The sequence below is a fragment of the Olivibacter sp. CPCC 100613 genome (genome assembly GCF_036959255.1).
Taxonomy (GTDB): Bacteria; Bacteroidota; Bacteroidia; order Sphingobacteriales; family Sphingobacteriaceae; genus Olivibacter.
The window spans coordinates 995397-1009510 of the sequence record NZ_JAWMTI010000002.1 but is presented as its reverse complement, the minus strand read 5'-3'; the positions used below and the strand labels follow the sequence as shown (position 1 = coordinate 1009510).

The window sequence follows — 14114 nt, the reverse complement described above, 5'->3', positions numbered from 1 at the left end:
AAAGATAGATGGTTATGAAAAGAATTTTTTTTACGTGCATTGGTTTGCTGGTCCTTTCTCAGGTATATGGACAGCAAGAGAATCTATCGAATAGTGTTACTCCGATACAGGATGGCCCGCCTGTAGATGGTTATTATGCCAAATCTGATATTGAGAATCGAAAAGTGATTCCTTATTCGCACATAAGAAGCGTTGATGTGATGTATAGTAAACGGGTTTGGCGTGAAATTGATCTAAGGGATCGATTAAATGCCAGTTTTGCTTCTCCAAAATCGCGACTGATGGATATATTATTAAATGCGATTAAAGCAGGTGAGTTGACAGCCTATGATCCTACGCCAACTAAAGATGATCCAAACGGTGATAGTTTTAAAACCCCATTAGACCCATCAAAGCTCATGAGCAATTTGGCCGATAGTGTTTTTGTGCCTGAATTCGATGCAGAGGGGAACCAAATAGGTGGCAGTTTTCAATCCGGTGAATTTAATGCCGACAGTGTGGTAAAATTTCGAATTAAAGAGGATTGGATATTTGATAAACAGCGCTCCGTTTTTGAACCCCGCATCATTGGTATAGCTCCGTTGATTGCCATAAAGGCTGCCGATGTCTATTTAGATCCCCAGCCCGCCTTCTGGGTATACTTTCCGGAGGCTCGGCATATCCTGGTAAACAAAGAGGTGGTAAATAGAAATAATGATGCTACAGGTTTAAGTTATGATGATGTATTTATCAAGCGGATATTTGCGAGCTATGTTGTTAAACAGTCGAATCCCGAGGATTTACGTATTAAAGATTATCGCGAGGGGATCGATAAACTTTACGAGTCGGAACGTATTAAACGAACCTTGATGGATTATGAACATGACTTATGGAGCTATTAATTCAAGTGAAAGAACGGCTTTCAAAAATTTAGACACTAAAGTATGCTAATATGGCGTCTGCTTGTTTTGTATTAACCACTTCCATAAGCTGCTCTTTGGATGCTTCCTTGATCTTTTTTACAGATTTAAAGTTTACTAACAACTTCTCTGCACTTGTTCTGCCAATACCGGGAATTTGCTCTAATTCCGTTTGGAAAGTTTTCCTGCTTCGCTGATTTCGATGGAACGTGATGCCGAATCGGTGGGCTTCATCACGCAGGTGTTGAATGATTTTTAAAGTCTCCGATCTTTTATCGAGGTATAGCGGATACTGATCACCTGGATAATAAAGTTCTTCTAGGCGTTTAGCGATACCGATAACGGTTACTTTTGACTCAATTTCAAGCTTTTTAAGACTTTTAAGGGCAGCCGACAATTGCCCTTTTCCGCCGTCAATGATAATGAGTTGCGGTAATGGACTGCCTTCATCTAACATACGTTTATATCGACGGAACACCGCTTCTTCCATTGTCGCAAAGTCGTTGGGTCCTTCAACGGTTTTAACATTAAAGTGTCGGTAATCCTTTTTGGAGGGTTTGGCATCTTTAAATACAACAATAGCTGAGACGGGGTACTTTCCTTGAAAGTTCGAATTATCAAAACATTCAATATGTTTGGGCAATACATTGAGTCGTAAATCGGCTTTCATCTTCGTAAGAAGTCGTTCTGTTTTGAGCTCCGGGTTTAACTTTTCATATTGGTCTAAGCGCTCACGCTTAAAGAAGCTTACATTTTTATAGGAAAGATCCAGCAGTTTTTTTTTGTCGCCCAATTGTGGAACGGTCTGTTTGAAATTAGGACTTTCAACGTCAAGCATAAAAGGAACGATAATTTCCTTGGATGAGCTATTGAATCGTGTACGAAGCTCTTGAACAGCCAAGCTTAGCAATTCCCGGTCGCTCTCATCGAGCCTTTTTTTCAATTCCAATGTCTGCGTTTGTATGACCGTTCCGTTCATCACTTTTAAGAAATTAACAAAGGCATAACCTTCTTCAGAAGCAATATTGAATACATCAACGTCACTTATGGTGTTGCTTACGATCGTCGATTTACTTTGATAATTACTAAGCAACTCTAACTTTTGCTTTAAAATATGTGCTAGCTCAAACTGGAGATTATTGGTGGCTTGTTCTAAATTAGCCTTTAATTGTTTGAATACAACACCTGTTTTCCCATTGAGGATATCTTTAATACTTTCGATATGCTGATTATATTCTTCCTCCGCTTGGTAGGCCTCACAAGGGCCTTTACAATTACCGATCTGGTACTCCAGACAAACCCTGAATTTTCTCTGTTCGATGTTGCTGGCGGTCAAGGGTAAATTACAGGTACGTAGTGGAAAAATCTCTTTGATTACGCCCAGAATTGCGTGCATCATCCCGACCGATGCATAAGGGCCAAAGTATTTTGATCCATCTTTGATGATTTTACGTGTCCAGAAAATGCGTGGAAAACGTTCGTTTTTGATAACGATCCATGGATAGGTTTTATCATCCTTTAATAGAACATTATATCGTGGTTGATGTTTTTTAATCAGGCTATTTTCCAATAACCACGCGTCAATCTCCGTATCAACGATGGTAAACGTGATTTTATTGATTTTTCTAACGAGAACACGTGTTTTAGCATTATGCTGGTACTCATCTTTTAGGAAGTAGGAGCTTACTCTATTCTTCAGATCCTTTGCTTTACCAATATAGATGAGCGTACCCTGTTTATCATAATATTGATAAACACCGGGCCGATGAGGTATTTTTTTTAGTTCCTCTCTGTAATCGAATGCAGCCATAACTAAAAATCCAACCGATCATCAATCTTACCCTCGTCTTCGGCAGGATAATCGTATTGATATTTGCCGCAATCCAGTTCTCTTTGTAGGCCTCCGGGAGGTAATTCAAAATCACTTTGGATATATTTTAATTGCTTGTCGGCATACACCTTTTGCATAAAGATGGCAAACATCGGTAGCGCAGCGTTAGCTCCTTGGCCAAGTCTAGTACTACTGAAATGTATACTGCGTTCATCCGCTCCTGTCCACACCCCACTTACCAGTTGCGGGGTAACACCGATAAACCACGCGTCAGAATTGGCTTGCGAAGTTCCGGTTTTTCCACCAATTGGGTTGAGTAGCTTGTATTTCCATCGGATCCTGCCTCCTGATCCACTTTGCACCACGCCCTTCAACATATCGACCATAACATAAGCTGATTGATCATTCATGACCACTTTCACCTTTTTTGTGTGTTCGTAAATCAGTGCTCCATTTTTATCTTCGATACGTAAAAGATAGATAGGTTCTGTCCAAACACCATGATTCACAAAGGTAGAATAAGCGCCCACCATATCATAAACGGAAGCATCAAAGGTTCCCAATGCGATAGAAGGATAGGCAGGCACTTCCGACGTAATACCCATATTTTTGATCAGGTTGGCTACATTTTGCGCGCCAACACGTTGGATCACATCAGCCGTTGCCCAGTTTTGAGAATGTGCCAAAGCCGTTTTGAGTGTTATAGGTCCAGCGATTGTTCCTTCACTTTTCGGTGCCCAACCATCGACATTGATGGGGGTATTAGGCACTTTAAAGCAAGGGGAATAACCATTGTCGATAGCAACTGCATAAGTAAAAGGTTTTGCTGTAGATCCTACTTGACGTGTTCCCATTTTTACTTGGTCATACTTGTAATGAGCGAAATTGATACCGCCTACCCAAGCCTTTACATGGCCTGTTTGTGGTTCCATCGACATCATGGCATTCCGCAAGATCAATTTATTATATCGAATCGAATCAAGTGGAGTCATGGTGGTATCTAAGTCTCCCTTCCAGCTAAAGACAGTCATTTTAACAGGCGTACTAAAATTTTTCTTGATTTCATCGTCCGAAAAATCACCCTGTTTTAACCACCTATAGCGATCTGATTGTTTGATCGCCCTATCGATCAGCGTTTCCAAACCTTTAAATGGATCACGACCTTTATATTGATTATTAAAAGTTACTTGAAGTTCGCGCATCATCTCCTTCTGCGCCTCTTCCGCATACACCTGCATTCTGGAATCAATGGTGGTGTAAATTCTTAATCCATCGCGGTCCAGATCATAAGGCGTTCCGTCTGCTTTGGTAATCGAAAGCTTATTGAAGATGTTTTTGATATCACTTTTTAAAACAGCTCTTAAATAAGGGGCAACGCCATCACCATAAACATTCGGACGGAAAGCTAATCCCAACGGTTGTTCTCGATAATTAGCAGCCTGTTCGGAAGTAATAAAACCCGCTTTTCGCATATTTTCTAAAACAGTATTCCGTCTATTCAACGAGTTCTTTGGATAGCGAATGGGGGAGTAAATACCAGGCCCCTTCAGCATCCCAACCAATACAGCTGCTTGTGGGGCGGTCAATTGTGAAGGCGTGGTATTGAAGTAGGTACGGGCTGCGGATTTAATGCCATAGGTATTATACGCACCGAAGTCGACGGTATTCAAATACATGGTTAATATTTCTTCCTTGGTATAGTTACGTTCTAGTCGTACCGCTATAATCCATTCTTGAAGCTTTTGAATAAATCGTTTTGAAAAAGAACGCGCCCGGCCTTCTTCCTGAAAAAGATTTAAAGCCAGTTGTTGTGTAATGGTACTGGCTCCTTGCTTTTTACCGACGAGATTATAAAAGAGAATCGTGAAGGTACGTTTGAAGTCGATGCCGGAGTGGGTATTAAAGCGAATGTCTTCCGTAGCGATCAATGCTTGTATAAGGGAAGGCGATAATTCTTTATAAGTAACATTTGATCTATTTTGCACATAGTAAGTACCGAGCACGACGCCATCAGCGGATATGATTTCAGAAGATAGATTGCTTTTAGGATTTTCGAGATCCCTAAAAGAAGGCAATTCACCAAATAAGCCTAGACCAACACTTGTTAGAAACAAGAAAGCTAAAATAATAAGGCCTACCACTAATTTCCAAAAGGAAAAAGTATAACGTCTAGTGTCTTCGTTTGTTAGTTTGTTGTTTTTATTTTTTGTATTTTTTTGCATTTGCTTATATGCCTTTAGCGTTGTTCCTGATATTTGATAAAATAATCGTTCACTTTATCGAAATCATGGAGCCCTTGTAGAAATTCTTCTGTAATAATGAACGTATTATAACGCTCTGATGGTATTTTCATTATATTTTTTAGTTGCATTCCTATTTTTTCAGCATAAGCACTTGCCTCGTCATATGTGAAAAACTGACCGATATACAACAATTGTAATTCATCGTCGACTTTCTTAACCTGGTGAACCAGGTTTTTGGAAGGATATTGCCCTCGGTTAAACTGACCAATTCCATATCGGGAAGGACTTAAATTTACATTCGGGTGCTGCACGTTGACAACAAAATAGTATACTGCCGAGTCCGGTAACAGGGCCAGGTCCCGGTAACTATTCACGTGTTCACCTGGTGTATATTCTGCCAACTGGACGCTCCCTTGCATATTTACTTTTGTATTGAAAGGAGTTACCTGAATGCCCGGTTGGTTTTTAGACAAATTTCCTGCCAGATTTCGACGAGGACTAGGGGCAGGAACATTTATCGCTCGATTAAAGGCCAATTCCGGCCATTTCGTAAGAATAGGTTCATCTACAAATTGCTCTCTGCCTGTTTCAATATCCATTATTGCGATTTTCCTCTCCTGCAAAGATAACCTATTCGAATCAATATAGCTTAAATGTTGTTCTATCAGCGGTGTAATCAATTCATTGTTAGGGTAATCGGATTTAATTTTTTTAAGCTCCTGCTCAAAAATATCGAGTGGGTTCGTTCTGCCAACGGCTAAAACTTTTAGATAAGCCAATTGTGCGGCAATGGCGGGCTGGTCATTTCGATCGATGATTGTGCCAATACTATCGGTTAATGTAATTACTTTCCCAAACTGTTTTTCACCGTAAAGTATATATACCTCATTGTATAGATTATTCAATATTTGTGATTCCTCATTCAATTTGTTAAGATAGTTTGGATCTTGGATAACCTTTGCATAAATCGATTGTGGAGAAGAAGAGAGCAATTGATTTTTATAGTGTGCACTTTGCGCTTGGTCATTCAATTGGCTGTACAGACGGTAAAGATTGTAACGAATGAGATCCTGCTCCGCTAATTGTGGAAAGCGCGTCAGCAAAGTGGAATAAACATTGGCTGCGGCTACTTTATCTTGTAAATCGTCACGGTAAATCTCACCGAGTTTAAGATAAGCAGAAATTATTTTCTGATTGGATTCTTTCAAAGATTCTTCGGTCAAAGGAATTGCCTGAATGAAATTCTCCTTTTCTTCTAAAGAGGCTAATTCATTCGACATAGAATCTTCCTTCAACGCTAATAATTGCGTTTTATTAGCATTCGCTGCATCTGCACCTTTGTTTTTGATGCGCCAATTATCTTCTAACGAACGATTGCCCCAACGTCTTTTAAAGGCGCTTAGCCCACTGCTAACGGCAGTTGGATTGTCAAAGTAGAAGCTCACCGAGGCCGCTCCTTTGTTCGAGGTATAAAGAGGTTCGGGATCGTTGAAATTTAAGTTTTGTGTTCGATTTGCAGCATCGCCGGTCTCTGCAACTAATTTTTCCTGAAGCCTCCTCTTCTGATCAAAGATACTGTCTATTTTTTTTGTTCTTGTTTCTTCAGGGAGTTTTGCCAGCATTTGAAGCGTATCTTGTGTAGAAATGGTGTTCAAATGGAGCACCAGTTCATCTAAGTGGCTGACTTTTGATCGAATCAATTCATAGTTAGGAAAGCTCGTGTCTATTAAAGTAGATGTACTATCATAGTAAAGTTTGGATTTTTCATAAGCACCTTGTTCAAAATAAAGATCGGCCATTTTTAAATAGGTGAGCGCACGTTGAAAATTATTGGTGCTAGGCTCTTTTAGCGACGAATTAAAACTTTTTATGGCTTCTTCTTTCTTTTCCACCTGCAAATAAGTCTCGCCGATAATATAGTGGATTTGATCCGTAAATCCTCTGTTCTTATCGTCTTTGAGCATTCTCTTAAGTTTGGAGACGGTATTGATATATGAAGAGTCTCCGTCGCTTTTTTGCATAAAAACTTCATTAAGCTGGGCGTTAAAAGCCATTTCAAAAGAAGCGTTGCTTTTAATAACCTGCCTAAAATGGGCGGAGGCCCCACTATAATCTTCCTGTTTTTGTAATAGTTGACCTAGTAGATAGTGCCAGCGTAATTTCTCTTTCCCGTCTTTACTTTCATTGATGGCTAGATTAAGTGATTGTATGGCGTGACCGATATCGTTGGTTTCAATATCATATTTAGCGCGCGTTGCATAAGCTAGCGCTGATGTGTGCTTGTTCGCGGCGGCTATGCTAAAGGTAGAGTCCAATACCTTTGCAGCTTGCTTTACGTAACCAATCTGAAGAAGGGCTCGGCATTTCCACGCCAAGGAGGCCTCCAATAGTTCGGTTTTATTGGGATTGATGGTATTGATTACGTAAGAAAGAAATTCAGCCGCATTGTAGTAATTACCCTTTTCATAATTGGCTCTTGCCATTATAAAATAGGCATCGTCAATATATTTGCTTTCACTTTTATCATTGATGATAGTGACCGCCTTCTGTATAACGGAGTCCATCAATTTAGCATTTGAAGAAATACTCGCTTCATTTGGCTCGATGAAAACAGGCAACAGATGTTGATAGTTGGACTTTACCAGGTTGATCCGATTTTGCTCCGCTTCATACAATATCTTTTTCGAATTATATAAAATATTGAACTTGGTGGTGATGTTCTGCATCAAGTCTGTTTTCTCTGCCTTTTCTTTTTTGTTAAGGAAGCAGCCTGACAAAGTTAGTAAGCTGATAAAGAGGAAATGAAGTATGGTCTTAGGTCTTTTCAATGGATAACTGATGAATAAAAAGGTTTCTGTAAAGATAGAATAAGCTTGTATGCTTCTACGTCGATGAGTCATCAATTTAAAAATATATACAAAGTTAAATCTCTTTTGCTAATCTAAAAATCTTATTATAACTCCCGTTGATTCGCTTTTCAACATGAATCATAAAGATACTGTTTTTTGTTATTGCTAACAAAGGATTCTTTGATGCAAGGATGCATATTGGCAGCTCCGTTTGCATTGAAAGAGATATACTTCATTGATACCGATGGGTATCAGCATAAAGGATATAGCTAATTTTGGATCCGATCCATTGAATGATATGCATTTTCGCTAAGTTTGCATAATGGAACCTAAAAAAGATCAATCAGATTTTCGAAAGGAAGGAAAAGCTTATGTCTATTATACTGGATTAGGCTTTCAAATGATCGCAACGATCGGGGTGTTTGCCTTTATCGGTTATAAGATTGACATTGCAAAAACGGGAGAGGTTGGCATTTATACCGGTTTACTTTCACTTTTGGGTGTCTGTATCAGTTTATATTACACGATTCGATCGGTTTTGAGTAAAAAACAGTAGCTACTATCCGGTTACATGACATTGTTAAGATTTACTTTTTTTTACGGGATTTTTGGGGGAATACTCGCCTTGTTCTCTTATTTGTTGGTGATACTTTTTCCGCAGCAATCCCTATTGGTTTCCAATTATTGGCTCGTTTTTAGTTTTCTTTTTTTTCTGACTTACATTGCTTATTTGGTTTCTTATTTTGGAATAAAAAAAACACCTCAAACCGGGGTTTTGGCCATCATGGGAGGCATAATTTTGAAACTCCTCTTCGCTTTGTCCTTCGCTTTGGTGATCTTGATGAAAACAGCTGAAAACCAGCTGGTTTTTGCCTTGAACTATTTTTCTTTATATTTATTATTTACACTCTTTGAAGTTATGTGTTTGTTGTGTAACTTGCGCCACCAAAATAATAAGTAAAAATCACGGAATAAATGAAATTTAGCCACTTTTTGACTTCAAAAAAATCAGGAATACTTGCGTTTTTTGCCGTTTTCTTCGCTTTTTTGAATGCCAATGCCCAAAATCATGATCATGGTCAACATGCGGACTCTACCGTAGTAGAACAGATGGAAGCAGGCCATCATGAAGGTCATGAAGAAAAAGAGTTTGACATCACCAGTTTTATCTTTCATCATATTGGTGATTCGCACGAATTTCACTTTTGGGGCCACGGCGAAAGTTGGACCGGTTTGTACCTTCCCATTATCCTTTATACACACAATGGTTTAGTTACTTTCAGTGCAAAGGAATTTCATCTGAACAATGACGGAAGTGTGGTGGTGGAGAAGGCCGGTATGCGTTTTGCCAGATCGCATGGAAAAATTTATTATGCGGAAGAAGAAGCTGAACACGGTAGCTATGTGCGTCATGAGCAAGTTGAAGGACAAGAAGTAGTAACCAGCACCCGTCCGATTGATTTTTCGATTACGAAGAACGTATTTACCATTTTTCTTTCTGTTGCTATTTTGCTCTTTTTATTCCTTAGTGTTGCAAAAGGTTACAAAAAGCGGGAAGGTAAAGCTCCAAAAGGTTTACAATCCGTATTAGAACCGATTATTATTTTCGTTAGAGATGATATTGCAAAACCTAATTTAGGGCATAAGTACGAAAAATATATGCCGTACCTTTTAACGGTTTTCTTTTTTATTTGGTTGAATAATATGTTAGGACTTGTGCCTTTCTTCCCTGGTGGTGCCAATGTTACCGGTAACATAGCGATTACCATGATATTGGCATTGTTTACGTTGATTATCATCTTGTTTAGTGGTAACAAGTATTATTGGGGGCATATTTTTAACCCACCCGTACCTTGGTGGTTAAAACCGCTAATGATTCCAGTTGAGATCTTCGGGATTTTTACCAAACCATTTGCGTTGATGATCCGTTTATTTGCGAATATCACCGCGGGGCATATCCTTGTTTTGTCTTTACTCTGCCTGGTATTTATTTTTAAATCATTAGCTGTGGCACCGGTATCGGTATTCTTTGTTGTGTTTATCGGCGCAATTGAGTTATTGGTTGCTTTTATTCAAGCCTTTATTTTTACAATTTTATCTGCTCTCTTTATTGGAATGGCAATAGAGGAGCATGACCATTAGAAAATCATTAAACATTATTGTTAAACTAAATATATAAATTAAATTAAAATGACTGGAACATTAGCTGCAATTGGAGCAGGTCTAGCTGCAATAGGTGCTGGATTAGGTATTGGTAAAATCGGTGGTTCTGCAATGGAAAGCATCGCTCGCCAACCTGAAGCTGCTTCGAAAATTCAAACTGCGATGTTAATCGCTGCTGCCTTTATCGAGGCTGTTGCATTATTCGCTGTGGTTGTTTCTTTAATTGCAAAATAAGGAACGCCGAATGAAAAAAGGGGCCTATGCTCGGGATTGCCGTTTATAGGCTCTTTTCACAGACATTAGAACACTATTTATATATAAAAGCACTTAATTAATACACAGTATGGATTTACTCATTCCTGAGATTGGCTTGATTTTTTGGCATACCATTTCGTTTTTGCTATTGCTGTTTTTGCTGGCGAAGTTTGCATGGAAGCCTGTTATGAAAGCAATTGGAGAACGTGAACGTTCGATCGAAAATGCCTTAGATGCCGCAGAAAAAGCAAAGCAGGAAATGGCTCGTTTAACAAACGAAAATGAGCAATTGTTAAAGGAGGCCAGGGCTGAACGCGATCTTATTTTAAAAGAGGCTCGTGAAATAAAGGAGCAATTGTTAAAAGATGCTAAGGAGCAGGCGCAATTGGAAGGGAATAGAATGATCGAAAAAGCGCGTATCGAAATTAACAATCAGAAGGCAATTGCAATGGCCGATGTTAAAAATCAGGTTTCGAAGCTTTCTTTAGAAATTGCCCGCAAAGTTTTACAGCAAGAGTTAGCGGATAAAAATAAACAAGAAGCTTTAGTTGGCGAATTGTTGAAAGAAGTGAAATTGAACTAGTCCGCTAATTCCTATTAAAGATATGTCAGAATTTAAGGTTTCATCAAGATATGCTAAAGCGCTACTGGATCTATCGATTGAGCAAGGAGTGCTTGATCGGGTACGAGCAGAAATAGAGCAATTGATTACCGTCGTGAAGGATCATCAAGAATTGCAGGCGGTATTGAAGAATCCGATTATAAAAGGCGATAAGAAAATCAATATACTCACCGCACTCTTTGGAACGAAATTTAGTCCGGTTTTGATTGGATTTTTTAAAATTATGATCAATAAGGGGCGTGGCGAGATTTTATATGCCACGGCACGGGAATTCGTTCGCGAGTACAACGAATATAAGGGCATTGTAACTGCTAAAGTTAGCTCAGCTGCTCCATTATCGGCCGATAATGCTGCTCAATTGAAGCAGCTCATTGCTTCTTCAACGGGCAAGGAAGTAATTCTTGAAAGTTCGGTTGATACCGATTTGATAGGAGGCTTTGTCGTAACAATAGGTGATAAGCAAGTTGATGCTAGTTTGGCTGGTCGCTTAAATAAATTAGATAGGGCTTTTCACGCCTAGTAGTTTTCCGAAAGTTTAAAAGAAAAATATAAAATAAAGATAAAATGGTAGAGGTAAGACCAGATGAAGTATCGGCAATCCTAAGAGAACAGTTGTCGAACTTTAAATCAGAAGCCGAACTAGAAGAAGTTGGTACTGTACTCCAGGTTGGAGATGGTATTGCTCGGGTTTACGGCCTAACCAAAGTCCAATCAGGCGAATTGGTAGAATTTGAAAATGGATTACAGGGTATCGTACTGAATCTTGAAGAAGATAATGTTGGGGTGGTGTTGTTAGGCCCTTCGGATGAAATTAAAGAAGGTGATACCATTAAACGGACAAATAAAATTGCCTCCATCAACGTTGGTGAAGGTTTACTTGGACGGGTTGTAAATACCTTGGGTCAGCCAATCGATGGAAAGGGTCCGATTACAGGTAAAACCTATGAAATGCCAATTGAACGGAAGGCACCTGGTGTTATCTTTCGTCAGCCGGTAAACGAGCCGCTTCAAACCGGAATTAAAGCTATAGACGCCATGATTCCGATTGGTCGCGGACAACGCGAGCTGGTGATCGGTGATCGTCAGGTAGGTAAAACCGCTGTTTGTATTGATACGATTCTTAATCAAAAAGAGTTTTTTGATGCCGGAGAACCAGTATATTGTATTTATGTAGCTGTTGGGCAGAAGAACTCTACGGTTGCGAATATTGTTCGTACATTAGAGGAAAAAGGCGCTTTAGCTTATACCATCGTTGTATCGGCTTCCGCATCTGAACCTGCACCGATGCAATTCTATGCTCCTATGGCAGGTGCTGCAATTGGCGAGTTTTTCCGTGATACAGGTCGTCCGGCTCTTATTGTGTACGATGACTTGTCAAAACAAGCGGTTGCTTACCGTGAAGTATCCTTGTTGCTTCGTCGTCCTCCGGGCCGTGAGGCTTATCCGGGAGATGTGTTTTATCTTCACAGTCGTTTGTTAGAGCGTGCTGCAAAGATCAATGCATCTGACGAGATCGCGCGGAACATGAACGATCTTCCTGAATCATTGAAAGGTATTGTTAAAGGAGGTGGATCGTTGACCGCCTTACCTATCATAGAAACACAGGCCGGTGATGTGTCTGCCTATATACCAACCAATGTAATTTCGATTACAGACGGTCAGATATTTTTGGAATCTAACTTATTCAATGCAGGGGTAAGGCCCGCTATTAATGTGGGAATTTCAGTATCTCGAGTAGGCGGTAGCGCGCAAATTAAGTCGATGAAAAAAGTTGCCGGTACCCTTAAGTTGGATCAGGCGCAATATCGCGAATTGGAAGCTTTTGCCAAGTTTGGTTCAGATTTGGATGCGGCTACAAAAGGTGTACTTGATAAAGGCGTACGAAATGTAGAGATTTTGAAACAAGGGCAGTTTGCGCCAGTTCCTGTAGAGAAGCAAGTTGCAATTATCTACGCGGGTGTAAAGGGCTTATTCCGTAACGTTCCCGTAAATAAGGTGAAAGAGTTTGAAGCGAACTATTTGCAGCAGTTGGAATTACGTCATCCTGAAGTTCTTAAAGACTTAAAAGCCGGTAAGTTCACGGATGATATTACGGCCGTTTTAGATAAAGTAGCTAAGGAGATAGCTGCGAGTTATTAGAATGGTTGTGAGTTGCCAATTGCGGGTTGCCGGTTTTTTTAAAATATGCAACTTATATGCAAACCATAACTCACAACGCACAACTTTTATAAATATATGGCTAATTTAAAAGAAGTTAGAAACCGAATTGCATCTGTAAGTTCTACACAACAGATTACGAGAGCGATGAAGATGGTTTCTGCTGCGAAGTTGAAGCGTGCTACCAATGCAATTGTACAGTTGCGGCCCTATGCTGAAAAGTTAAAAGACATTTTGGCTAATCTATCAGCCTCGGTTGAAGGTACATCATCTCCGTTTATGACGGTTCGGAAACCAAAAAAGATTCTATTGGTTGTTGTAACTTCTAATCGTGGTTTGGCAGGAGCCTTTAATGCAAATGTGATTAAAGCAACTAATCTATTAATTGCCGGAAAATATCAGGAGCAGCACCGTAAAGGAAATGTGAAGATCATTGCTATCGGGAAAAAAGGGCAGGATTATTACCGGAAGAATAGATACGAAGTGTTGGGTGATCATACGGAATTGTTTTCGAAGTTGAATTTTGAGAATACGTCAAAAATCACCGAGACAATTATGAAAGGATTTACAGAGGGGGAGTTTGATCGTGTAGAGCTTATCTATAACCAGTTTAAGAATGCTGCTGTTCAAATTTTGATGAGCGAGCAACTTTTGCCTTTGCTCCCGACTGAAAAGGAAGACGCTGCCATTTCTCAAAATACAGTTGATTACATTTTGGAACCATCGAAAGAAGAAATTATCCAAGAGCTGATTCCGAAATCCATTAAGATACAACTTTACAAAGCAGTTTTGGATTCTCATGCATCTGAGCATGGCGCTCGTATGACTGCCATGGATAAAGCGACCGATAACGCCGGAGAATTGCTTAAATCGCTTAAGCTTTCCTATAATCAAGCACGTCAAGCGGCCATTACCACTGAACTTACTGAAATTGTAAGTGGTGCGGCGGCACTGTCAAACGGTTAAGTAGCGTTATAATGATTTGTTAAAAGCCTCCGCAATATGTTGTGGAGGCTTTTTAATGATATTTAGAATATCTTTATTTCGTGAAAGGGAGAAAATCAAACCTCTTCTACTCAGCGACTATTTGGTCGC

11 protein-coding genes are annotated in these 14114 nt (G+C 39.6%); 8 read left to right on the top strand and 3 right to left on the bottom strand.

All coding sequences use genetic code 11. The features are described from left to right. Window positions 1–14: 14 nt before the first annotated feature. Window positions 15–881: a type IX secretion system ring protein PorN/GldN gene (gene porN, locus RYH73_RS10750; protein WP_335313423.1), complete on the top strand. Its 867-nt coding sequence runs from the start codon at window positions 15–17 to the stop codon at window positions 879–881. A 28-nt stretch (window positions 882–909) separates the two neighbouring features. Here porN and uvrC read toward each other — a convergent pair whose 3' ends face one another. Genes uvrC through porW form a run of 3 tightly spaced genes read right to left on the bottom strand, consistent with a single transcriptional unit; the run spans window position 910 to window position 7873 of the window. Further along, window positions 910–2709, bottom strand: coding sequence for an excinuclease ABC subunit UvrC (gene uvrC, locus RYH73_RS10745; protein WP_335313422.1), 1800 nt, complete (start codon window positions 2707–2709; stop codon window positions 910–912). Between the two features lie 2 nt (window positions 2710–2711). Continuing rightward, a complete protein-coding gene (locus tag RYH73_RS10740; RefSeq protein ID WP_335313421.1) occupies window positions 2712–4952 on the bottom strand; it encodes a penicillin-binding protein 1A in 2241 nt (746 codons plus the stop codon). Between the two features lie 14 nt (window positions 4953–4966). Further along, entirely contained in the window at window positions 4967–7873 is a 2907-nt protein-coding gene (porW, locus tag RYH73_RS10735; RefSeq protein ID WP_335313420.1) for a type IX secretion system periplasmic lipoprotein PorW/SprE, read from the bottom strand. A 271-nt stretch (window positions 7874–8144) separates the two neighbouring features. Between porW and RYH73_RS10730 the strand changes: the two genes are divergently transcribed. The 7 genes from RYH73_RS10730 (at window position 8145) to atpG (ending at window position 13985) form a co-directional block, all read left to right on the top strand. Continuing rightward, window positions 8145–8378 (top strand): AtpZ/AtpI family protein, encoded by a 234-nt coding sequence (locus RYH73_RS10730; protein ID WP_335313419.1) that lies wholly within the window; start codon window positions 8145–8147, stop codon window positions 8376–8378. A 419-nt stretch (window positions 8379–8797) separates the two neighbouring features. Beyond that, window positions 8798–9964, top strand: a complete 1167-nt coding sequence (atpB, locus tag RYH73_RS10725; RefSeq protein ID WP_335313418.1) for a F0F1 ATP synthase subunit A — start codon at window positions 8798–8800, stop codon at window positions 9962–9964. 48 nt (window positions 9965–10012) lie between these two features. Continuing rightward, a complete protein-coding gene (gene atpE, locus RYH73_RS10720) occupies window positions 10013–10219 on the top strand; it encodes an ATP synthase F0 subunit C (RefSeq protein WP_010601523.1) in 207 nt (68 codons plus the stop codon). A 109-nt stretch (window positions 10220–10328) separates the two neighbouring features. Beyond that, the gene (locus tag RYH73_RS10715) at window positions 10329–10823 is read left to right on the top strand and encodes a F0F1 ATP synthase subunit B (protein ID WP_335313417.1); all 495 of its coding nucleotides are present in this window, start codon (window positions 10329–10331) and stop codon (window positions 10821–10823) included. Window positions 10824–10845: 22 nt separating this feature from the next. After that, the gene (gene atpH / locus RYH73_RS10710; protein WP_335313416.1) at window positions 10846–11382 is read left to right on the top strand and encodes an ATP synthase F1 subunit delta; all 537 of its coding nucleotides are present in this window, start codon (window positions 10846–10848) and stop codon (window positions 11380–11382) included. A gap of 44 nt (window positions 11383–11426) precedes the next feature. Beyond that, window positions 11427–13001: a F0F1 ATP synthase subunit alpha gene (atpA, locus tag RYH73_RS10705; RefSeq protein ID WP_335313415.1), complete on the top strand. Its 1575-nt coding sequence runs from the start codon at window positions 11427–11429 to the stop codon at window positions 12999–13001. A gap of 96 nt (window positions 13002–13097) precedes the next feature. Further along, window positions 13098–13985, top strand: coding sequence for an ATP synthase F1 subunit gamma (gene atpG, locus RYH73_RS10700; protein ID WP_335313414.1), 888 nt, complete (start codon window positions 13098–13100; stop codon window positions 13983–13985). Window positions 13986–14114 lie beyond the last annotated feature (129 nt).

Coding starts and splice junctions, on each gene's coding strand:
- atpE (WP_010601523.1), top strand. CDS start 10,013: ATGACTGGAACATTAGCTGCAATTGGAGCAGGTCTAGCTGCAATAGGT.
- porW (WP_335313420.1), bottom strand. CDS start 7,873: ATGACTCATCGACGTAGAAGCATACAAGCTTATTCTATCTTTACAGAA.
- atpA (WP_335313415.1), top strand. CDS start 11,427: ATGGTAGAGGTAAGACCAGATGAAGTATCGGCAATCCTAAGAGAACAG.
- RYH73_RS10740 (WP_335313421.1), bottom strand. CDS start 4,952: ATGCAAAAAAATACAAAAAATAAAAACAACAAACTAACAAACGAAGAC.
- uvrC (WP_335313422.1), bottom strand. CDS start 2,709: ATGGCTGCATTCGATTACAGAGAGGAACTAAAAAAAATACCTCATCGG.
- porN (WP_335313423.1), top strand. CDS start 15: ATGAAAAGAATTTTTTTTACGTGCATTGGTTTGCTGGTCCTTTCTCAG.
- RYH73_RS10730 (WP_335313419.1), top strand. CDS start 8,145: ATGGAACCTAAAAAAGATCAATCAGATTTTCGAAAGGAAGGAAAAGCT.
- atpG (WP_335313414.1), top strand. CDS start 13,098: ATGGCTAATTTAAAAGAAGTTAGAAACCGAATTGCATCTGTAAGTTCT.
- atpH (WP_335313416.1), top strand. CDS start 10,846: ATGTCAGAATTTAAGGTTTCATCAAGATATGCTAAAGCGCTACTGGAT.
- atpB (WP_335313418.1), top strand. CDS start 8,798: ATGAAATTTAGCCACTTTTTGACTTCAAAAAAATCAGGAATACTTGCG.
- RYH73_RS10715 (WP_335313417.1), top strand. CDS start 10,329: ATGGATTTACTCATTCCTGAGATTGGCTTGATTTTTTGGCATACCATT.